The organism is Pedobacter folensis, from assembly GCF_056490665.1.
In genome coordinates, this window is record NZ_JBWJIF010000001.1 from 429,284 (window position 1) to 453,003 (window position 23,720).

15 protein-coding genes are annotated in these 23,720 nt (G+C 40.2%); 10 read left to right on the plus strand and 5 right to left on the minus strand.

Annotation, left to right across the window (positions count from 1 at the left end):
- The first annotated feature begins 204 nt into the window (after window positions 1-204).
- From AC04QZ_RS01580 to AC04QZ_RS01595, 4 genes are all read left to right on the plus strand, one after another.
- Window positions 205-1,983, plus strand: coding sequence for a hypothetical protein (locus tag AC04QZ_RS01580; protein ID WP_478356305.1), 1,779 nt, complete (start codon window positions 205-207; stop codon window positions 1,981-1,983).
- Between the two features lie 62 nt (window positions 1,984-2,045).
- Window positions 2,046-3,719 (plus strand): hypothetical protein, encoded by a 1,674-nt coding sequence (locus tag AC04QZ_RS01585; protein WP_478356306.1) that lies wholly within the window; start codon window positions 2,046-2,048, stop codon window positions 3,717-3,719.
- Between the two features lie 18 nt (window positions 3,720-3,737).
- Window positions 3,738-9,830, plus strand: coding sequence for a carboxypeptidase-like regulatory domain-containing protein (locus tag AC04QZ_RS01590; protein WP_478356307.1), 6,093 nt, complete (start codon window positions 3,738-3,740; stop codon window positions 9,828-9,830).
- 10 nt (window positions 9,831-9,840) lie between these two features.
- Window positions 9,841-11,361 carry a fibronectin type III domain-containing protein gene (locus tag AC04QZ_RS01595; RefSeq protein WP_478356308.1) on the plus strand — a complete coding sequence of 507 codons (1,521 nt, stop codon included), beginning with the start codon at window positions 9,841-9,843 and terminating at the stop codon, window positions 11,359-11,361.
- A gap of 49 nt (window positions 11,362-11,410) precedes the next feature.
- On the opposite strand, the gene AC04QZ_RS01600 is transcribed toward AC04QZ_RS01595, so the two are convergent.
- A complete protein-coding gene (locus tag AC04QZ_RS01600) occupies window positions 11,411-12,307 on the minus strand; it encodes a phytanoyl-CoA dioxygenase family protein (protein WP_478356309.1) in 897 nt (298 codons plus the stop codon).
- A 305-nt stretch (window positions 12,308-12,612) separates the two neighbouring features.
- Window positions 12,613-12,975 (minus strand): nuclear transport factor 2 family protein, encoded by a 363-nt coding sequence (locus AC04QZ_RS01605; protein ID WP_086545915.1) that lies wholly within the window; start codon window positions 12,973-12,975, stop codon window positions 12,613-12,615.
- 211 nt (window positions 12,976-13,186) lie between these two features.
- On the opposite strand from AC04QZ_RS01605, the gene AC04QZ_RS01610 reads away from it, so the two are divergent.
- A complete protein-coding gene (locus tag AC04QZ_RS01610; RefSeq protein WP_478356310.1) occupies window positions 13,187-13,624 on the plus strand; it encodes a hypothetical protein in 438 nt (145 codons plus the stop codon).
- A 76-nt stretch (window positions 13,625-13,700) separates the two neighbouring features.
- Here AC04QZ_RS01610 and AC04QZ_RS01615 read toward each other — a convergent pair whose 3' ends face one another.
- Together AC04QZ_RS01615 and AC04QZ_RS01620 are read right to left on the minus strand one after the other, a co-directional pair.
- Window positions 13,701-14,861, minus strand: coding sequence for a sensor histidine kinase (locus AC04QZ_RS01615; protein ID WP_478356311.1), 1,161 nt, complete (start codon window positions 14,859-14,861; stop codon window positions 13,701-13,703).
- Between the two features lie 268 nt (window positions 14,862-15,129).
- A complete protein-coding gene (locus tag AC04QZ_RS01620) occupies window positions 15,130-15,819 on the minus strand; it encodes a phosphonatase-like hydrolase (protein ID WP_478356312.1) in 690 nt (229 codons plus the stop codon).
- A 218-nt stretch (window positions 15,820-16,037) separates the two neighbouring features.
- Between AC04QZ_RS01620 and AC04QZ_RS01625 the strand changes: the two genes are divergently transcribed.
- From AC04QZ_RS01625 to phnA, 4 genes are all read left to right on the plus strand, one after another.
- Window positions 16,038-17,120 carry a zinc-binding dehydrogenase gene (locus tag AC04QZ_RS01625; RefSeq protein ID WP_478356313.1) on the plus strand — a complete coding sequence of 361 codons (1,083 nt, stop codon included), beginning with the start codon at window positions 16,038-16,040 and terminating at the stop codon, window positions 17,118-17,120.
- On the plus strand, window positions 17,110-18,345 hold the full coding sequence (locus AC04QZ_RS01630) for an MFS transporter (protein ID WP_478356314.1): 1,236 nt from the start codon (window positions 17,110-17,112) through the stop codon (window positions 18,343-18,345). Before AC04QZ_RS01625 ends, AC04QZ_RS01630 begins: the two co-directional genes overlap by 11 nt.
- 98 nt (window positions 18,346-18,443) lie before the next feature.
- The gene (locus AC04QZ_RS01635) at window positions 18,444-18,773 is read left to right on the plus strand and encodes a hypothetical protein (protein ID WP_478356315.1); all 330 of its coding nucleotides are present in this window, start codon (window positions 18,444-18,446) and stop codon (window positions 18,771-18,773) included.
- A gap of 97 nt (window positions 18,774-18,870) precedes the next feature.
- On the plus strand, window positions 18,871-20,118 hold the full coding sequence (gene phnA / locus AC04QZ_RS01640; protein WP_478356316.1) for a phosphonoacetate hydrolase: 1,248 nt from the start codon (window positions 18,871-18,873) through the stop codon (window positions 20,116-20,118).
- Window positions 20,119-20,231: 113 nt separating this feature from the next.
- Here the strand turns inward: phnA and AC04QZ_RS01645 are convergent, their stop codons facing one another.
- Window positions 20,232-20,690, minus strand: a complete 459-nt coding sequence (locus AC04QZ_RS01645; RefSeq protein WP_029274701.1) for a MaoC family dehydratase — start codon at window positions 20,688-20,690, stop codon at window positions 20,232-20,234.
- Window positions 20,691-21,091: 401 nt separating this feature from the next.
- Between AC04QZ_RS01645 and AC04QZ_RS01650 the strand changes: the two genes are divergently transcribed.
- Window positions 21,092-23,482 carry an ABC transporter permease gene (locus AC04QZ_RS01650; protein ID WP_478356317.1) on the plus strand — a complete coding sequence of 797 codons (2,391 nt, stop codon included), beginning with the start codon at window positions 21,092-21,094 and terminating at the stop codon, window positions 23,480-23,482.
- Window positions 23,483-23,720: the final 238 nt, after the last annotated feature.

Genomic DNA, 23,720 nt, shown 5'->3' on the forward strand with positions numbered 1-23,720 from the left:
AACTTCTCTTTAAATAATCTGCATTTGGTTAAGGTTGTCGTGTTTGTACTATGTGCCGACGCTTATTCTGAGATAAATTTGATCCGTGATCATTTAGATTACAAATGCCAGGCAAACCTTTTACAGAACATTTAGTCCCGTTCATCGATTAGGTTTCAAATTGTTACGCCTGGAGCAATACCTCAACCAATCAAAATTATCCTTATGAAAAATTTTTACTTTTTTTTAATGATCTGTTTTATAACTGTACTATCCAATTCTTGTTCCGAGACAGGATTGGAGGGGCCTGAAGGCCCTGCCGGACCACAAGGCGTAGCAGGAAATGCAGGTGCAGTAGGCGCCGCAGGTAAAGATGGTAGTATCATTTATAGCGGAACAGGAACGCCTCCGGCAGCACTGGCTGCAAACGGCGATTATTATTTAGACCGTTCTACAGGAAATCTTTACGGCCCAAAAACAGCGAACGGCTGGGGTACAGCACTTACTCTAATGGGGGCTGCAGGAACCAATGGTACAAATGGTACTAATGGTTCAAACGGTACCAACGGAAGCAATGGAACAAATGGCAGCACTACACTAAGCGGAAATGGTATTCCATCTGCAGCAGCGGGTATTGCAGGCGATTATTACCTGGATAAAAGCAATTATCAATTATATGGCCCAAAAACAGCCGCTGGCTGGGGTATCCCTATTTTATTGCGCGGTGCAGATGGTGCACAGGGACCAACTGGCGCTGCTGGTAAAGATGGTAGCATTATTTACAGTGGCACAGGTATTCCTGTCGCTACAATTGGCGCAAATGGAGATTATTACCTGGACAAAACAACTGGTAATTTATATGGCCCAAAAACTGCTGGTGCCTGGGCCACACCAATCGTGCTGAAGGGAACTAACGGCACAAACGGTACCAACGGAACCAATGGTACTAATGGAGCGAATGGTTCAAATGGTAGTACAACCCTAAGCGGTAATGGTGCACCTTTACCAGCGACTGGTGTAATTGGCGATTATTATTTAGACAAAACCAATTATCTGTTATATGGCCCTAAAGATAATACAGGTTGGGGCGTTCCTATTCTTTTGCGTGGGGCAGCTGGAGCACAGGGGCCGACTGGCCCTGCAGGTGCCGATGGTACGATCATTTATAGTGGAGAAACTGCTCCAGACCCAGGTTTAGGTAAAATAGGAGACTTCTATATCTCCAGGCTACCGGTTATGATTTATGGTCCTAAAACAGCAATTTTTGGCTGGGGCGTTGGTACCAATTTAAAAGGTGCCGATGGAACGAATGGAACAAACGGTACAAATGGAACTAATGGTACCAATGGAAATAAAATTTTAAGCGGAGGTGGAGCTCCGCAAAATACAATAGGTAACGATGGTGATTTTTACCTAGACTTAACCAGTTATGTGATGTATGGCCCTAAAACAGGGGGCGCCTGGCCTTTTCCGGGAACATCTTTAAAAGGTGCTAATGGTGCAGATGGAAATTCAAATGTAATTTCTTTAGAAACCCCAGATAATGTAACCTTTACCTGGAATGGTGAAGGCGCTAATTTTAATACCTATGCTTTAAAGAAACATGGACTTTCATTCAACGATACTACATCGGTATTTAATATCCCAGCCATACATTTAGCTGCTGTAAGTCAAGGTATTGTAATGGTGTATATGCGCAAAACAGAAGCGCCGGGTGTTTATAGCTGGAAGCAGTTGAACTATACCGATTTAAGTCAAAGCCCAAATCAAAATTTAATTTATAGCTATTCTTTGAGGGTTGATGCAACTACCGCAAAAGTTAGAATTTCATTTTATAATGGGTTTGGTTCAACCTTTACGGCCTACCCTGTAGATAAAGTGAGAATTGTTATCGTTCCACAAAGCAGCACGGGCGTATTAAGCATCAAGCCCAATAATACACCATTGCTGCAGGCCATGCATCAGCTTAATTTAAAAGATAGTGATTTTAAAATATTAAAGTGATGTTATTAGGGCTGTAGTTACACATATGGCCCATAATTCCCATTCTAACAAACGTAGAATCTATGAAACGCATATCACTTTTTGTGTTGTTTTTGTGTGCTGCTTTTTTGGCCAGATCGCAAGACCTGGGCCAGATCACAAAACAAAAACCAGTTGTATTTAACGGTACCATAGGTCTGGGACTTGGTACCTATAATGTAAAGGGGATCCCAGCCAGGCAGCGCGATTTTTCTTATATTTTTAACGGCGCACCAACTTTAACCATTTACGGGGTTACTTTACCCTTTTCGGTCGTGGTGAGCGATCAGGAAAGAAGTTACACGCAGCCCTTCAATCAATACGGAATCAGTCCAACCTATAAATGGGCTACTTTTCATGCTGGCTGGCAGAGTTTAGAATTTTCGCCTTTTACTTTGGCCGGGCATAATTTTTTGGGTGGAGGCGTAGAACTCAATCCGGGCAAACTCAGGTTTGGTTTTGTTTACGGCCGTTTTAACAAAGCGATAGAAGAAGATCTCAATCAGCCATTGGCCCTGGCGCAACAAGCTGCTTACAAGAGGACGGGATATAGCACCAAATTGGGTTGGGGTACCGAACGAAACCATGTTGATATCATTTTTCTGAATGCGAAAGACCATGTAGGTTCTTTAAGTGCTACCCCGGTTTCTACAGAACTGAGCCCTGCGGAAAATATGGTGCTGGGTTTATCATCCAGATTCAGCTTCTTAAAACATTTTGTTTTTGATATAGACGTTTCAGGAAGTATTTATACCCGGAATGTACTGTCAGATACGGTCGAAAACTTAAAACTGGGCAAGGTTGGTTTTATTAAAGACCTGATTACCCTTAATGCTTCAACCCAATTGTTAACCGCCGCACAAACCAGTATTGGTTACAGTGCCAGCAGCTACGATGTAAGGTTCAAATATCGGAGGGTAGACCCCGATTATAAAAGTATGGGAGCCTACTATTTTGAAACCGATGTGCAAAATTATACCGTTGAAGGTATGCTTCGTTTAATGAAGGGACAACTGCAGCTGGGTGGCAGTTTTGGACTACAGAATGACAATATCCTGCACGATAAAGCAGTACGCTCTAACCGGAAAATTGGGGCCGCCAATATTTCGTTTAATAAAGCAGATTATGGTTTCGATTTAAGGTACACCAATTTTGGAATTACCCAGGATAGGGGATTAAACCCCATTATAGATATGTTTCGTGTGGCCAGAACCAATCATAACCTGAGCACTGTTTTAAGGTATAATATTACTGATGAAAAGTTTAGTCATGGTTTTGTTCTGGTCGGTAACCTGCAATCGCTGGTAGATTTAAATGAGTTAACCAAACCTAACAGTAAATCGAACAGTAAAACCATCAACCTTTCTTACCAGCTCGGTATGCCAAAAAAATCCTTTGGTGTTAATGCTAATCTAAGTTATACCGTTGCAGAGGTTGCCTTTGGCAAGACCATTTTTTATGGTCCAACTTTAGGCCTTAACCAAACCTTAAATAAGGGTAATCTGGGCCTTAATGCTTCTGTTAGCTATCAGCTCCAGCGCAATAACAGCATTGATGCGGGTAATATATTCAATGCAAACTTTAATGGTTCGTACCGTCTTGGCAAACGTGATGCGGCCAATTTATCACTTAACTACCTGAAAAGTAACTCGAAAGATGTTACGCTTCCTTCTTTTAACGAATTGAGGTCGAATCTTGGTTTAACGCATTCCTTTTAAAATTTAATACCATTCAGCATGAGAAATTACGATCATTTTATAAAAGGTTTTAAATGTGTACCGATTTTGTTCTTATTCGTGATGCTTTCGCTCTATTGTAACATTACAATGGCCCAAAGTGTTAATATCAGCACGACTATTATACCCCCATATTCTCCGTTTTATGCCGATTATGCAGGAACAAATGCTTCAAAAGTTTTATTAACCATTACCAATTTAACCGCCCTGCAAAAGAGAATAAAGTTAGTGGGGCAGCTTCAGGGTGATAATGGTATAAAAATCACCACGAAATCCAATTATGTTCCTTTACAGCCTGTTATTTTGAATCCAAATGAAACCAAACAGCTAAACGGACTGGCCTTAAAGGATATTTTCGATTTAAATTCCTTAAATGTATACGGCATTGATAAAGTAAGATTGGTGCAAACCTCACGCTTACCCGAAGGAAACTATGTTTTCTGCATTCAGGCGGTAGATATGAATACCAATCAGGTTATTTCAGCCACTGCACCTTTGGGCTGTACAAACATTAATATCGCTTACCCCGATGCTCCGGTACTCATTAATCCATTGAGCAACTTAACGCTATTTGCTACCAATCCGCAAAGCCTGGTTTTTAACTGGATAAATGCCGGTTTTGTACCAATGGGTACCCAGTATATATTACAGGTTGCCGAAATGCCATTGGTCAGCTCAAATCCAAACCAGGTTTTAAATTCCGCATCTTTTCCACTGATCAATAAGACGATGAACAGCATGTCTTACAGCTTATCGCCCTCAGACCCGCCCTTAAAAACAGGGAAAAGTTATGCCTGGCGTATAAAAGCTTTCGATCCGACAGGAAAGACAGTTTTTAAAAATAACGGAACGAGTCAGGCCAATGTTTTTACTTACTCGGTACCACAACTTACTTTGGCTGCGCCAGTAATCACTTCACCTACAAATAAGGTAGAATTTACAGAAGTGCGAAATGCTTATAATATTTTAAATCAGCCCAATATAGATATTAGCTGGAATGGTACGGGTGCAAGTAATGCCCAGATCAGATACATCATCAAGATAGCAAAGGTTGGCGCGAATGATCAGGCAGAAAATGTGTTGGCTACTAATAGCGGACTAATTGTAAACGATGAAATTAGCACCACAACTTATACGCTGAAAGCACTTCCGGCAGCAGGCAAACTACCATTCGACAATCCCAATAAAGAAATCACAGGTTCGTCAGGAAAAGCAGCTTTAGAACCCGGTGCCACTTATGCCATCCAGATTATGGCAAAAGGAGTAGATGCATATGGTAAAAACATCAACTTCACTAATTTGGGTAATAGCGAAATCGTATTGTTTAAATACAATGGTGCGCCAAAATTACCTCCGGTAGTAGATAATATGGTTACCATAACTGGCAGATTATTATACCGCTATAAAAAAGAAAATGAACAAGCCAACAACAGCAGCTTTAATTTTCCACCGGCATATGTGACCAAAAAAGCTGGGAACTTTAGCATGCTTGTGCTTAACGATGCACCTTTGCCTGATTTTATCTGTAATGGAATGTTTAACCAGGATAATGAAACCAGGCCAGTAAAAAATACTAAGATAAAATTTGTTTATGCACGGTTTACATCCGAAGCGAAAACACCAACCCAGTATAACGACTTAAAAACTAGTGACCTTGAAAACGCACCATGGACTACACCTCCAGGTTCATCTGGTTACGTTGACCCTGAAAGAACACAAGATAAAATATTGGCTACAGTTACCACAGATGAAAATGGTAATTTTTCGGTTTCTTTTTTAAACAATATGAAAACGGGTATGGATGAAAGAGCAGACAAGTCGATTGAGTACGGGGCGCTCCGTATTGCAATGGGGGAAGATAAATACACTAATTCTGATCTGATTATTTTTCCGAAAAATGGTAAAACCATTCATCTGCCTGATGAAGTTGTGTTTGCAAGTTCTTATAATCTAAAAATAAAGGTAAAGACGGATGATGAAATTGCAGATCAGGCATTAAAGACAAGTGCAGTTGTTGCAGGTTACCCGGTACAGCTGGCTGTGCTTAAAAGCGATTATAGAACTGATCCATCGTACCCGGTAGAATCGAATATAGAAGTGTACAAAGATCTGAAAGCAACTATTTTGAACGAGCCAGCAACTGTATTAGACTTAGGTAAAACAGACGCAAATGGGGAAATAATATTTAAAAGACTGCTGTCCAATAGTTATTATACTACTAAGTCATCGGATAGAAAGTATACCTTAGCGCTGGAAAATAAATTGGAAGGCAATTTTGCTTACGAAACGCAAACCAAAGTGATCCAATCCGACGCTTGTAACAATTGTCCGTTTCATGATGTAAACTATAAACTGAGCAAAAGAAGTTCGGTACATAAAGTTGGTTCTATTGCACGCGAAATTATTATTTCACCCAAAAACCCAGAGATCTACCTCCGGGTAATGACGATGCAGAATAACATGCCTAAAGCAATTGCCAATGCTACCGTTACCGTTTACGAATATGCTACAGATAAATCTTTTTTTCCAAGTTCAAAAGACTATACCACAGATATAAATGGTTATCTGCATTTGAAAGATTTAGCGATAACAACGGAAAAGCAAGGCAATTTAACAAAAGTGATCGGACCATTGCGCAGCATTGTGATTTCAAAACCTGGTTATGCGAGTTTAACCATAGCGAGCAAACAGAAATTGTCTTTTGGAGAACGTTTTCCTGCCCAGGTAGAGCAATATATGAAGGGTGGTGGCGAGCTGGTGGGACATGTAGTGAACGAAAAGGGAGAGCCAGTTATCTGTAATATCCGCATCGCTGGTGGTCCGTTTGTAAAAACTGCAGATAACGGATGGTTCGATATTAAAAACACCGCAAGTGGTAATTTTACCCTGATAGAAGTGGTACCGGTTGTTGATAATTATTTCCCTGAAGCACTTCGTAAGAATATTAATGCAGGAGATTATACACTGGTGAGTAATGTAAATGATCCTACTGGGAAGATAGTGGTAAAAGAAAAACTGCACCGCGTGCGGTTTAAAATAGTGGATGAAAATAATAATCCTGTTGCCGAAAGCTGCACCTCTGTTGGCCAAAGTTTAAACGTCTGTTATCCCAGCGACAGTAAAACTGGATTGACCAACGAAATAGCTGTGGCAAGTCCTGATAACGAATTCCATATCCGTGTAGTTGCCTATGGCTATGTTACGTATGATAGTTACAAAAATATACCAATCAGCAAAACATCGGAGGTAATTCCCATCAAGCTGGTCCGGGCAAAAACGATCGTAGGTTATGTGCTTGATGAAAAGACAAATAAACCGATCAAAAATGCAAGGGTATACACCATTAGTGGTACCAATCAGGATGGTCAGGTACAGAATGAAACCTATACTGATGATAAGGGCTACTATATACTTCCGGGTGCCGTTAACCAATCGATGTTTTTTGATTATAACTCTGGGCTCAATATCCAGAGTCCGATGGATGTGTACGCGGTAAAAAGTGGCGATGAAGGTTATCAAAGCCAAAAACAGACGGTGCTTTTTGGTTATGGCGTGGGACCAAATACGGTGAGTAATGTTGTTTTTAAACTAACAAGCCTGAACATGAAGGCCGAAATTTGGGGAATCCCGATCGAGGTCAATACTGTAGAAGAAGGTTCATCACCTTTTGCCTTAAAAATTAGCGGTGCATTTGTTAAAATACCTGATAATGCTACGTTTAAAACGGCTTTAAGTAATGCAAGGTTACCATTTAAAAATTTGCAGGTATACATCGACAAAAAAACAAATCCAAATGGTACGCCTAATTATATTTTTGTGCCCACAGCCAACGAAATAACAGTACAAACCAATGCGTTTAAGGTTATGGCCTTTAATAAATTCTCTTGCGAGGTATTGGGCAGCGATCAGTTTTTTCAATATCCGTTGTTAAAGATTAGCAAAGGCAAAAACGGTTTGGGTGTGTTGAGCGGTTTTGTAACCTCCGAACTGGCCTCCTTTAACTTTAGTTACGATTATAATGGCAGATTTTTGTTTGATCATGATAAATCCCAGTTTTTTAATCAGGCACTTCCATCTGCCCCGATAGATGTTCTGGGTGCAGCAAATAGTTTTACACCACTTTCTAAATATAACCTTAAAGCATTATATGGGGTAAGCAGCTTCAAAGTGCATGATTTTGAAGCCACTATGCTCAAGGGATCGTATGTAAATACCGATGTTTTCGCCATAAATACGGCCATAAAAATGCAAATCCCTTTAGTGGGTATCAGCAGTTTACAGGCGGGTACGGTAAAGGTCTCTCAAAATGACATTAGCTGGCAGGATTATGTTGGAGATATAACCATTCCTTTAGAAAAATGGACCATTAGGGGCAAAGGTTTGCAATACGAACTGAATAAAGGTGGCTTTAAAATTATTGGCGGGCAGTTGCAAACCGACCTGCCGAATGTTCCGTTGAACGAAATGTTGATTATGCCAACAGCGATTGATCTGGGTACAAATAACCTTAGCGGCAACGAAGTTTTAACCCTGGGTAATGTTACCCCGCTAAAATTGGTGGGCGGTGCAAAACTGACCTTAAATTACGATGCAGCAGCGCCTTTTGATCAGAAACCGCATTACCGGATAAATTTGTCGGGCGGTAATTACCAGCGGGTGGCTTATATTGCAAATATCCCCGGTATCTCGGTATTGGATAAAATAGATATCGAAATCATGAGCGCCTATAGTGATGGGATACATAGAACCGTAAATGTCACACCCGTTAAACATCCGTTTTTTAATGTGATCTCGCAAACGATTAGCGGTATAGAGGTTGGTAAGGATTATTTTACCCTTATTGGCAATACCAGTCTCGATATCCCCGGGGCAAACAACAATGTTACGGGTAGATTTAAATATTATAAAGATCAAAACGGCAGCATACAGCAGGTAACCGAAAAACTGCAGACTGATATAGAGCTGCCTGGTAAAGTAAAGTTTAATGGAACCAGCTTTAGCCTATCGAATGGTGTTTTTAAAGCTACAGGTGATCTGCTGATCTACAAAAATACACTTGCAGATGCCATACCCTTACACGGAACAATTACTAAAACTCCTGCAGGTACGCAAATGGATATCCTGCCCAATGACAAAATAAAAATGGGCGCTGATGGCAGCAGGTTTATGACGATTTTGAATGGCGGTAGTAAGGTTAATGGCAATACCTGGAACCTGGTAAAATTTACGGCTAAACCTGAAAACTTTTTAGCAGACGGCAAAGAAATCCTGGTAAAAGGGCAGGATGAGATTGATTTTATTGTAAACGGAGCGATAGAAAATGATAAAAAATCAGGCAAACAAATAAAAGTAGAAAATGTGGAAACACCTTTCGGCGGGCTGGATATTTCTTTCGATTTTGATAAAAAAATATTAGCAGGTTCTTTAAAATTTTCAGGCCAAAATATTCCTGTTGGGCCTGTTAATCTGCATGATGGTAAGATTAATATGCAGATAGATGGTAATGGTTTTATTCTTTGCGGTATCATATCTAACGCTTCGCTTACACCGCTGCCTATTCTCAATGGCTTTAAAAGTGGCGTAGCCATTGGCTTTTATAACGGCCCGTTGCCAGCTTATATGAAACAGGATCTATTGAATGTGACGCTATACAACCAACTGCCCGATTTGGAACAGCGTTTAACAGGTGTTTATGTAAACGTAATGAAATCATTGGGCAAAGCCGATTTGCCAAAGCTGCCAGGACCTAGCTTAGATGATATCCCAGGGATGAGTGCATTTGTTCCAACTTTCGATTTTTCGGCTGGGATAGACCTCCGCATTATGGTCAATTTAAAAAGCGGTGTAACCATAGGAGGGAAAGCAATTGCGAATGCCTCTTGCCTGTACAATTTTTCTGTTTGCAAAATCGGTTTAACCGGTAGTGCCAATGGCGAATTTGGCCTTACTTATAATGGCGGGCTGGGCGGTTACCTGCAATTTGGTGTTAAGGGCGGACTTGTTTATTGTGTAGGGTCTAAAGAACTGGGCCTGTTACTGAGATTAGATAAGCCGCCAGGTGGTGGATTCAGCCCTTCGGTAAAACTCAACTAAAAATATTTCTATGAAACCTATACTTATTGCAATACTGTTCTGCTGCTGGGCTACTGACCTGGTATTTGCGCAACAAAACCCTGAAACCAAATTATTGGCAAAATACGATGGTGGAGATATTCTGCTTAGTTATCAGTTGCCCGCTCTTAATGGTGCTGATAGTCTCTCCCTGGCCATTTACCGGACAGGGAGACAAGGCGCCGAGGTTTTAATAAAGCAAAACCTGAAGGCGGCTGTCAATACCAGATTTTTATATGCCGATACCACACTCAGAAAAAATCCCGGAATTTATCAATACCGTTTACAAATCAGTGTAGCGCAGGCGGTATTAAAGGATGAAAAAGTGCTGGCTTATGCTTTCGCTCCCGACGAAATACCTGTGGCTGTTGATTTTGATGCAAAAAATACCAGAGGAACTAAAAATATAAACCTGAATTGGAGAATTGCCAATAACTACCTGCTCAATAGCATCATCATTGAACGTAGCCGTAAGCAGGATGTCTCATTTGCACCCATAGCAACATTAAATCAAAATGACAGCGTTTTTGTAGATCAGGTTTCTGATGCCAATGAACCTTATTTTTACCGTCTGGCGATGGAAAATATTGTTAATGGTAAAATATATTACGCAGCTGTTGCTCAGGTTATTCCACAGTTTGCTATTGTGCCTTTAAGTGTAACCCATGTAAAAGCAGCACAACTGAGGGAGAAGATTGCGCTAAGCTGGGAAAATCAAGATGAAAAAGCCAATGGATTTTACATTCTGAAAAAGTCAGGTAAACAAGATACCTTTTTGCTGGCTTCAGCTAAAATAATGAAAAATAGCACCGATAAATATCAATGGATAGATAGTGCAAGCACTTTGGTTAATCATGAAATGTATCAGTATAGTATTGTGGCAGAAAGTAACTCCTTTGATAGAAGTAAACCTTCTGATACGGTAACCGTAGCATTCAGCAGAAGTTTTCCGGCACTTTCGCCACCACAACATTTACAGGTTATCACCGCAAACGATACTACTTACAACCTGGTTTGGCAGGTAGATAGCTTGCGGCAGCATGAAATTGCCGGCTATGCTGTTTTTATAAAAAATGCAGGAGGCACAGCATTTCGGGCTTTGGCTGGTGGTGTGGTTACTTCAAACATGAACTACCTAGCCATACCGAGGCCGAAAAATGGCGATACCTATCAGGTAAGAGCCGTAAATGGAACCAAACAGAGTGCGCCAAGCATCGCTTATACCTATACTAATGCTTTTGAAAAAGAATTTGGTCCAAAATATTTAAAAGCAGCGGTTATTGATCATATGTTAAAAATTAAATGGTCGAAACCAGAAGATGTTGAAGTAAAAGCTTATAAATTATATAAATGGAATGGAAAAGGCTTTGACTTGATCGAGACCATACCGTCAGATCAGGATACCGTTACCACCAAAAAATACCTTGCAGGCGAACTCAATATGTACCAGTTAAAAACGGTAAATGCACAAGGGATTGAAAGTAAGGGCAGCAAGATGCTGCAGGTGAATTGATCCGCTCATCAAGTCATTTTGGTTAAGTATTGAGTAATTAATGAACCAGTTAAACCAGATTATCGGGAGAAAATATCAGTGGAAAAAACTGCCCTTCCATTTTATGTCCCGCCCTAATGGGTGTCACGCCTTTAAGCAAAGCTTCGTCGGTATTAGATTCAGTACCGTCAGTAAATACATTTAAAACGAAAGCACTTCTTGAACGTGGCGATTTATTGGGGAACGAACCATGAACCATTAAGGGATGGTGAAACGTAGCATATCCCTTTTTAAGTTCGATGGGAACAGGATGAAATTCGGCCTTCTGCTCTTCTGTTAAATATTGCATCAGGCCCTCCATATCACCAGCTAAATCTGGTTTATCCAGCAAGCCCCAGTGATGGCTTTTAGGTACATAATATAGACAACCGTTTTCAGTGGTAGCATCATCCAATCCAACCCAGCAGGTTAAATGTTGCATGGGCCCCGTACGTGTCCAGTAAGAATAGTCCTGGTGCCAGGCCACAACGCCTCCGTGTTTTGCGGGTTTACAGAACAACTGATCGTGCCAGAAACGTACGCCTTTATTGCCTAAAATTTGACTGGCAGCCATCGCAAAAGCCGGATTCCATATTACATCATGAAAACCTTCTGTAATCCGCCAGGCACCTAATGCATGAAATAAAACGGAGTTAGGGTCTGCAGATTCATTGCTGTGAAACTCGTGAAACAGCCCATTTAACGGGTGTGCGGGATCAACAATTTCTGCTAATTCTTTGTTCAGCCGGTCTACCTGCCACTCGTCCAGTAATTTCACATCACTAACGTATCCATAGGTTTTAAAAAAATCAAGTTGCTCGCTGCTAAGCTTGTACTGTTCCCAGTCAGAAGCTTTTGCAGGCCATTTAAACAGATCCGAAATGAGTTGATGTTTTTTTGAAAGGTCTTGCTGGATGGGCATTGTCATCAGTTCTATGCGTTTTATGGTTAGAAATTACTCGTTTATTTAAAGGTAATAAAAGATTTTCCTTCATAGAACAGGCAAAGCAAATTTGAAGCTGATTATTTTATAATAGGTTGCCCTGGTTAATTAAGCGTTATTTAATACTTTGAGTTAATGTAGTGCCGCCAATTTTAGATAATACGTGATAAATATTTAACACTGAATTAATAATCGGTCCTTAGTTTTGCGGTATAAATATTTGGTTAGTATTTATAAGTTTAGGTTAGTTGATTATAAAAGCCCAGATGGATATCGGGGCTTTTTATATTTTAACCCATGCGATAGAAAAACTCATCGGCAACGATTTTTCCGTCTTTAACCTCATAAACACAAATTTCACTCATCGCCATTCTTCCATGCGATTTATAAGTGGCATCAATGTTCATTACAATTGAAAAATGATTGTCTGCAACAATCGGTTCGGAGCAAGAAGCGCTATGTATTTCTTCAACACTTTCTTCCCATTGTATGGTTTTGTTTTTAACAGCATCCTTGCCTTCTGTTAATTCCATTGGCGAGCCTTTTGGCTCTTTACTCACTACGTTGTCGGCGTAAAGTTCATCAATGGCTTGTTCGTGTTTGCCTTCACGGCAAAGCTGTACCAATTTGTCAGCTACTTCCTGAGTATTCATATGCTTATATTTAAGTTATGACCTAAGTTATCTAAAAATAAACGTTTTAGCGGTTTAAAAGGTTTTAAGTTTAGGTTAACTTGCTGAGGCGAGACAATAGGATGTAACCTTAGCTTATGGTACAGCCTCTTTTTTATTTTGCCTCAACATTAACTTTTTTTTGTTGTAGCGATTTAATAACCTTACTCGTTTCTGTGTCAAAATTAATGCTATGAAAATATGTTTAAAGGTTTTTAGCCTGATCCTGTTCTGTACGATGGCTTTAACCGCCTGTAAAAAAGATAAACCTGCACAAGCAGAACTTTTGCCACTTGTGGGCAGCTGGACCGAGACACCTGTTTCACCGGATTACCAACGTAAGCTGTTCTTTAGTGCAGACGGAACCTTTACCATGCACTTTACCTATTATGGATTGCAAGGAGGTGTTACATCTACCGGAACCTATTCGGTAAGTGGAAACAAGTTAACCGCTATTATCAAAAGCCAGGTATTCCTCGAGCCGAAAAGACAACCTGAAATTAGGGCGGTTGAACAGTCGCTTTTTGATAGCGGTACTTTTAGTATCACCGGCAATGTGCTTACTGTTAACTTTTTGAGTTATCCGGCCGATGGCCCAGAACCCACTACAATTAAGTTTCTGAAGAACTAAGTATGAATGGCGTATTTTAACTAGCTAGTTTAGCAGAGAGGTTCAAATCATTATTTTTGTAAAACCCTGTACAGGTTTAATGGGCTGTTTTAAGACTGAACGAAAATGTTGATCCCACACCGAGCTTACTTTCAACACTGATAGATGAACCATGTAAGGAAATAATAGAGCTGGATAGGTATAAGCCAATGCCAAAGCCACTGATATTACGGGTTTTTTCAGATCTGATGCGGTAAAACTTCTGGAACATATTTTTTTGGTCTTCAGAAGAGATGCCAATGCCCTGATCTTTTACGCTAATGATGAGGTTTTGATCACTGCGTTTGCAAGAAACAGTAATAATCCCTCCATCAGGCGAATATTTTTGGGCATTGCTCAGGAGATTGGTCATCACCAGGGAGATTTTTTCGGCATCACCGATAACCATCGCCTCATTTTCTCCCTCATAAACCAGTTGATGTTTTTCGCTACTTGCCTCCGCATCTTCAATGCATGACCGGATGGTGGCAACAAGGTCAAAGCGGGCGCTTTCAAACTTTAACTGCCCACCCTCCAGCCTGGAGATGTGTAAGAAGTCGGTAATCATATTCTCCATCTTCTTGGTCTGCTGTTCGGCTTTTGTAAGGGCATGGGCGATAAAGTCATTGCCATTTAACTTAAGCTTATGCAGCGCGATTTGTATATAAGAACGCAGTGAAGTTAGTGGCGTTTTTAGTTCATGACTAACAAAACTAATAAACTCATCTTTTTTTTTCTCCACCAGTTTTTTTTCAGTGATGTCCCTCGCGATCTTGGATAGTCCAATTACCTGTCCACTGCTGTCTTTAATGGGGGAGATGGTGAGTGATACATGGATGAGCGTTCCATCTTTTTTTCTGCGGATGGTTTCAAAATGGTCAACCCGGTCGCCCTTGCGTAACTGCGAAAGGATCTTGGGCTCTTCCTCATGCCGATCGATTGGAATGACTTTCAGGATGGAACTACCGATCATTTCTTCGGCAGTATAACCAAATATCCGGGCAGCAGCATTATTCCAGCTGGTCACTATTCCATTAAGATCCTTTGAAACAATGGCGTCGTCAGATGAACTGATAATAGAAGTGAGTATGGCACTTTTTTCTTCGGCAAGTCGCAAGGCATCATTAAGCCGACGGAGTTGCTCATTATCAAGCCTTAAGTCCAGTTCCCTCTTCTCGTAATCTTTAATGAGTTCAATGATTTCGCTAGTGTCTTTCATATCTTTTTCTCCGAACACAAGATAGGAATAATTAACGGCCTATTTCAGCCGATTTTTACCAACTAAGATCAGGAAATACTTTTCCATTTATTCAGAAAGCAGCGTAAAAGAAATCATTTACGATTGACAGAAGATACTGGTTGATGGTGATAATTTTTAAATATTAAGGCTTCTGGCCTAATGCCAAAAGCCTTTCATCTTTGATCCTAATCGTTGAGCTTCCGTATGAGTTTGTCATTAATGTTGGAAGGCTATTCGGAGTAATGATTTAGTTCTGCTTGGTTACCATGGCCAGGATATCCATTAGATTGTCTATTACGGCGTCAGGTTCTGCTTCTTCTAATTGTTTTTGTGTATGCGCTCCGGTGGTAATGCCGATGCTTAAACCGCAACCTGCATTTTTGCCTTCTTCAATATCAATACTGGAATCACCCACTTTAACAACCGATTTACCATCGGTAAGGCCATGGTGTCTCATTGCCAACAAAATCATATCTGGTTCTGGTCTGTTCTGACCCACTTCCGAAGCAGTAACCAATGTATCGAAGTCGGCACCAACTTTCCATCCAAGTCTGTTCAGGATAGCTTCTGCAGTAACCCGGTCATAACCAGTATTGAGTACCGAAATGATTCCTTTTTGTCGAAGTTTCTCAAAAAGTTCAATCGAACCTGGCTGCGGTAAAATTTCCTCAGTTTCGTAAGCCAGTTTCAGTTTACCAATAAATTCTTCGTATATATTGAAGACCACTTCTTCATCAAAAGAACCTTCGTAAGTTTTAAGTACCGACCTGATTGCTTCTTTCTTTTCCTTTCCGGCTGCAACAGCAAGAACCTGATCAAGGGTATAAGAAAAACCAGCGGCATTTATTGCATTCATTAGAGTTTTGTAAACTAGGTTGTTTTCGTTCACTGTGGTGCCAGCCATATCGAATACTACCATTTTAATTTCAGGGTACATTTGCTTTCTATTAAATTAGATAAATTAATTTTTTGAACTTTCGTCGTCAAATATACTATCAGTAATTTTACTAAACAAATGTTTAGTAATAGTTAACATTTATATTAACATTTGTTTACTTTAGCTAAACATTAAAAGTTCATTTTTGTCTTATTGTTTCGGCATTAAGAAGTATGAACCAGAATAACCAGATAATCAAATAAAAGAAAAAGATAAATATGAAAAATGCAACCCTCGTTGTTTTTAATGGATCAGGAAAGGCGCTGGAGGAAATAGAAACAACTATTCCTGTACTTAATCCAGGTGAAATTTTGGTCAAAAACTTATATACTACAATTTGTGGAAGCGATCTGCATACCTTTTGTGGCTTGCGTAATGAAGCTGTTCCTACCGTTTTAGGACATGAAATTGTAGGCGAAGTACTGGCTTTTCATCCAGAACACAATCAAAAAGATTATTTAGGAAACCAGCTTGAAATAGGAGATAGGGTAACCTGGAGCATATTTGCTTCCAATGCAGATTCAGTAAGGGCGAAAGAAGGTATGCCGCAAAAGGCTGATGGTCTTTTTAAATATGGGCATGCAAAGGTTACCGATACGGACGCCCTTCACGGAGGACTTTCAACCCACTGTGTATTAAAGCAGGGTACAACTGTACTTAAAATCAGTAAAGAAATTTCACTTAAAGTTGCCGCAACCATTAACTGCGCAGTGGCGACGGTTGCAGGTGCTGTCCGTCTTTCAGGTAGCCTTCAAGGAAAAAAGGTATTAATTTCTGGTGTTGGTTTGCTGGGTTTGGTATGTGCAGCAATGTGCAGTGCCGATGGCGCAAAAGAAATCCATGTAGCCGATGTAAATGACGGACGTTTAAAGTTAGCCGAAGCATTCGGAGCCAATGTGCAGCACCTTTTAGGTCAGGATGCAGATCTTCCAACAGATATTGATGTGGCTTTTGATATGAGTGGTTCGCCAGATGCCATGGAAATGGGGCTTAACACACTTACGGTTGGCGGAACAGCGGTTTGGATTGGCGCGGTTTTTAAAACAAGAGAAGTTCAGGTTAATGCGGAGCGTATTGTTCGTAACCTCATTACCATCAAAGGCCTTCACAATTATAACTACGAAGACTTTGTACAAGCGGTAAAGTTTATAGAAACGAATCATACAAAGTTTCCGTTTGAAAAACTGGTTTCAGCAGAGTTTTCTTTAGCAGATGCAGAATCAGCCTTTAATTATGCCGTGGCTGATAAGCCTATCCGTGTAGGGATCAACGTTGCCAAAAATAATCATAATGAACAGTAATAGCGCGGGCAAACAGAAGTGGAAGATGTTACTGGTAACCATGTTGTGTTACCTCTTCTTTTACACCGGCAGGCACAACTTTGGATGGGCGGTGAAAGGCATGGTTGCTTCGTTGAATATACCGTATAGCACCATTGGCTGGATCAGCTTTTGTATGTTAATCGGTTATGCCATAGGTCAGTTTATCAATGGTAACCTTGCAGATAAATTGAGTCCTAAACTGATGGTGGTAACCGGCGCTTATTTATCAATCATGACCAATATTGCGATAAGCTTTTCAAATACGGCTACCATGATCATGATCCTTTGGGGCCTCAATGGGTTTTTTCAGTCTATGGCCTGGGCGCCAGGTGCAAAACTGATCAATAATTGGTGGGATGAACATGAGCGGGGCAAAGCATTCGGGTTTTATACCATGGCCGCCGGATTATCTTCTGCAGTAACCTACCTGATTTCTATTGTCCTGTTGCAGCAGGGAATTGAATGGCGAATGCTGTTCCGCCTACCGGTACTGTTGCTGTTGGTTACGGCAACCATATTTTTAATTATTGCTAAAGACCGGCCTGATGTTGAAGAGCACAATGGTCGTCAGCCCCTGGCCGAAGATAAATCAGATTGGCTCGACCGTTATAAGGAAGCCTTCAGGAATAAAAGATTTTTGCTTACTTCTTTATCTTTTGGTTTTGAGAGCATGGCCCGCTACGGACTGATATTTTGGGTTCCGGTTCATTTTTTAGGTAAAAACTGGAAAGATAACCCTGGGAATATTTGGGTTACATTTTTACTCCCGGTAGGTATGGCCATTGGCGCATTATGCTTTGGTGTTTTATCTGATACCTTTTTTAAAGGAAACCGTCTAAAAGCCATCGTGGTCGGCATGTCGGCTAGTGCAATTCTCTCCCTGCTTATCTTTATTGTTCCAACGCAACAAATCATACTCAGCAGTATTTTGATGCTGTTAACTGGTTTCTTTGTTTACGGGCCCCAGGCTTGTTACTGGCCCTTGAGTCCGGACATGTTGGGTAATAGGCTTACCGGTACAGGTATAGGGATTATGAACATGTGCGGTTACCTGTTTGCCGCCATTGGTGAGCCCTTTTTGGGCTATGTAATCGATATTACGGGCGATAGCAACAATATTTTTATTGTAACGGCTTTAGCTTGTGTGTTATCTGCTTTGATTGCTTTTTTCGTTTCCAGGTCTAAGCCAGTTAAAGTGAACTAATATTTTAACTTAAAGGGCACAACAATGCGGTTGTTGCCCATATAAAGCAAGTAATTGATTACTGCCGGAATAATTTAAAGTTTTTTTAATAATAATTTATGAGTTTGAAGGGGATAAGTAAGACTACAGTAGGAAATTTGATCGGTCTTCTTGATCAGCTTGAAGAACTGGAAAGGATAATGGGAACCGACCCAGGTGAATGCGATGAAGTCAAAAAACTTAAACAGGAATTAATCAAAACCTACCAGAAATATGAAGGGATGCTGCGGGAGATAACGGAGCAAATAGGTGTTTATCAGGATCTTTATGGTAAGATCCGGTTTCGCTTTGTGCCCGAAAAACTAAAATCGTTAAGGCGGATTATTCCGCAGGATAGTTACGAATTTACTTTGCTTAAAGAAAGCATTCAGAAAAGCCATTTAACTTAAATAGCTAGTGGCAGTATGATGATTTGCCACCGAATCATCTGGCTTTTTCGGGCAAGTTTCAGGTAAAAATTTATAAAATACTACATTCCCACATAAAATGGACAAGATCTCTACTACTCCCTTTTCAGTAAACGGCAAAACTTATTCTCCTCCTGTAAAACCGGTTGTTGTAATCTGCATGGATGGCTCTGCAGCTGAATATCTTGATTGTTCAATGGCTAACGACCGAATGCCCAACTTAAAAAAAATGGCAATGAAGGGTTATAGAGGTATGGTACGTGGGGCATTACCTTCTTTTACGAACGTGAACAATTCTTCCATTGTAACGGGGGTTAGTCCGGCGGTACACGGCATATGCGGAAATTTTTTTTATGATACTGAAAAAGATCAGGAGGTAATGATGAATTCCTCAGCATATTTACGTGCCGATACTTTACTGGCTGCGGCTGCAAATGCAGGTCGTAAGGTTGCGGTTGTTACCGCAAAAGAAAAATTACGTGATATCCTTTCTTATAAACTGAAAGGTATTGCTTTTTCAGCCGAAAAGGCCGATCAGACGACACTGGAAACGCATGGAATTGAAAATGTAGAAACACTTATTGGCCATAAAACGCCTGCTATATACAGTTCCGATGCGAGCTTGTTTGTCCTACGTGCAGGTGTGGCCCTCATTAAAAATGGAATGGCCGACTTCCTTTATTTATCATTAACCGATTACATGCAACATACTTATGCACCAGAAACTGAAGAGTCGCTGGCTTTTTATGAAGCCCAGGATGTCGAAATTGGAAAAATGCTCGGGCTGGGTGCAATAATTGGCGCTACTGCCGATCACGGTATGAATGCTAAAATTAAAGCTGATGGATCGCCCAATGTGTTATATATTGAAACAATGCTTACCGCGAAATTTGGAAATGGCTTTAGGGTAATCTGCCCCATTACCGATCCGTATGTAAAACACCATGGTGCTTTAGGTTCTTATGTGGTTGTACATGTAGAAGACCAGTCAAAAATAAATGAGATAAAAAACTGGCTGATCTTGCAAGATGGGATCACCGAGGTATATGACAAAGAATTGGGTTGCCGCATACTGGAACAACCGGCTGATCGTAGCGGAGATCTTTTTGTATTATCGGCACGTGATGTTGTTCTCGGAAAAACCGCGGCTCATCACGAACTAAAAGCTTTAGATGGCACCTTGCGTTCACATGGTGGCAGATATGAAGAAATGGTACCCATGGTTATTTCTCATCCTTTAAACACCATATATAAAATAAAAGCTCAAGGTGATCCCCGTAATTTTGATATTTTCGATTTTACAATTAACGGTACCTTAAAGAATTGACTTTTTTAAAAAATCTTCTTCAATATTCGTTGTCCCACTGATAATCATTTTGCCTGATATCAAAATTCCCGGTATGAAAACCAGTGGTAATTACGTCGCCAGGTTGAATGATACTATATAAAATGATACAAGAATACCACATCACCTACATAGGCTGGTTTGGGTTGATCTTTAATCACAAGTGTAGCTTGAATCGTAACCTTAGTTATTCCCCTCAAATTGCTAATGCAATTTAATTTAGCTTTTAACTGCACTTCGCTATCCACTAAAACTGCCTGACCGAATTTAAAGCGTTCAATACCGTAATTAATTTCCATTTTAATATTGCGTACATCTGCAATCTGTTTCCACAAATAAGGAATTAACGACAAGGTTAAATAGCCATGTGCGATGGTTGCCTTAAACGGGCCTTCGTTTTTAGCTTTTTCCGGATCGGTGTGTATCCATTGATGATCCAGGGTGGCATCGGCAAATTTATTGATCTGCTCCTGGTCTATAGTATGCCATTGCGAAACACCTAGTTCTTTACCTAGATGCGATTCATACTCTTCAAAATTATTGATCACCAACATTATATTCTATTTATCGGGTTAAGTACTGTTTTAACAACTCCTTTAGGTACAGTCTTCCTTCGGGTATATAGTTGGATTCCACTCTTCTGTTCCCAATTATAATAATAATAACTGTGCCTTTAACAGTATACGTACAAATATATTTTAAAGATTTTCTTGGCTTATTTCTATTCGGTCGATAATATATTAATATACAGAGGGTTTGTGCCTAAGTTCGGATACACCAACCCGATCCAATAAAAATGATTTAGAATCATAACAGGCTGTCCGATTATGTACATATTTGTTCATTAATGAACAAATATGATTTATAAAATAATGATATATGCCCTTTAAAATGCTTTCCGTGAGCTTGCTTATATTTGGCATAGGAATGGCGTGCTCCATAGAAATTTAGATTTATGTTCAAATTAAACCTGAAGATCGCTTTTAGAAACTTGTTGAGGAACAGATCATACGCATTGATCAATATCCTAGGCCTTTCTATCGGAATGACCAGTTGCATTTTGATCTTTATTTTTATCCAGTTTCAGCTGAGTTACGATACACATTTTAAGGATAGCGAGCGGATATTCAGGTTTGTAACTGATTGGAAATACAACAGTTTTGACGATTATTCTGCAGGAGTGCCTTTACCTTTTGGCCCTGCAGCTAAAGAAGAACTGGTTGGTATTGAGAAACTGGCCAGGATTTCGCGCAGCAGCGGAGTGGTGTTGGTACGCAATGGAGACGGAACCGAGCATTTTAAAGCCGTGAAAGATGTATACTTTACAGAAGCCGATTTATTCGATATCCTGCAGGTGAAATGGCTTTTCGGAAAACCCACACAATTGCTTTCAGAACCCAATACTGTAGTGATTTCGGAAAGAACCGCTAAAATTTTCTTTGGTTCGGCTCAACAGGCTATAGGTAAAAACTTCACCTTTTGGAATTCCATCCGCTTAAGGGTAGTTGGTGTAATCGCCAATTTGCCAAGTAGCAGTAGTATTCCCATGGAAATTATGATTAGTTACCCTACTTTTTATGGTGTTAATAATCAAGATTGGGATTCGGTAAGTACTTATAACGAATGTTTTATGCTGCTCAAAACTGGTGCTTCATTGGCGGCACTAGAGCAATCATTAGAAAGGATGAACGATAAGTACTTAAAACAAAAAAAACTTGCGGGCAATCAGCGTAGCCATTTACAGGCTTTATCTGATATTCACTTTAGCGAGCGTTACAATAATTTTGCTGAAACAGCCATTACGAAAAAGGAGGTATACGGACTGGCCATTATTGGTCTTTTTTTGATGGTAACAGCCTGCATTAATTTTATCAACCTGGCTACAGCCCAGTCGGTTAACCGCTCAAAAGAGGTTGGGGTGCGGAAGGTTATGGGCGCTATGCGTAGGCAACTTGTGCTGCAGTTTTTGGCCGAAACCACAACCATAGTAGTAGTTTCTATGCTATTGGCCTGTATTTTCTCTGAATTATTACTGCCACTGTTATCACATCTTTTTAAAGGGCAGGTTTCATTATCGCTCTTTACAAACCCTTCAGTTTTTGTTTTTCTGTTTCTTCTGGTTACGCTGGTTAGTTTTTTGGCTGGTTTTTATCCTGCAATGATTATTTCAGGCTTTAGTCCTGCTTTGGCCATCAAAAACAAGGTGCGTATCCAAACAGGGAATTTAAGTTTGCGCATGGTATTGATCATCATGCAGTTCACCATTACTATTGTGCTCATTATTGCAACGCTGGTGGTGATCAAACAAATGCAATATGTAAGAGAAAAACCTCTTGGTTTCAAAAAGGATGCTGTGGTTATGATTGGTTTTCCGGGTGATAGCGCAAGTTTAAGCCGTCAGCAGTCGTTCAGGGAAAAGCTGCTTCATATACCAGGAGTGGAGAAACAAACTTATTTTGTTAGGCCACCTCTTTCAGGTATCATGAACACTACAAATTTTTATGTTGATGGCAAGGAAAATAAAGACTTTGAGGTTCGGTTAAGCCCCGTCGATGAGCATTATTTTGATCTGTTTGGACTGCAGTTTGTGTCAGGTAAGGTATATCCAAAAAGCGATACGGCCAATGCTTACATCGCGAATGAAACTTTTGTAAAGAAAATAGGTATCTCTAATCCCCAGTTGGCACTTGGGAAAGTCATCGCACAAAATGGAAGGACAGGGCCGATTGTTGGTGTGGTGAAAGATTTTAATGATCAATCACTCAAAGAAAAAATATCTCCAATGGTTTTTTACCAGGAAAAAAGGCAATATTATAACATGGCGGTGAAATTGGATGCTGAAAAAATTATGCCGGCCATGAAAACAATAGAAAATATCTGGAAAAGTAATTTCCCTAACGAGGTATACAAAGCAGAATTCATGGATGATGACATCAATAATTACTATGAGTCAGAACGTATTACTGGTCTCTTGTTCAGGATATTTGCCGGTGTAATTATGTTTATTTCTTTTATCGGTATTTTTGGATTAATCTCTTTTGTTGCTGCTCAGCGTACACGAGAAATGGCCATCAGAAAAGTACTCGGTGCTTCAACAGCCGAGCTGGTTAAAATGCTGAATAGTGCTTTTATCAGGATGGTTTTTGTGGCCAATCTCATAGCCTGGCCATTGGCCTACATTTTGGCGAGCAAATGGTTATCAGGTTTTGCATATCGGGTGCCGCTTGGTATTTGGCCTTTTGTATTGGCCATGGCCGCATCAATGGTGCTCACCTTAATTACGGTAAGTTTCAGGTCGTACCGTGCGGCAAAAGCAAATGCTGTAGATGCGTTAAAATATGAGTAGGTATTGAGTTATATAAATCGTTGAAAATGATTTGTTATATTGATTATGATTTTAGAAATCATCCAAATTTTGTCACGCGAAGCGTATCCACTTCCGCGTAAATCCGCTTTGTTAACGGGTGATATACACTATAGTTGCCAGCTTATAAAAAAAAACGCATAACGCTTGTCATTTCAAAATCCCTTGTCCCTTTAAAAGCGCCTTCCGCTTAGCGCCAAACGCTACCCTTAATTGTCTT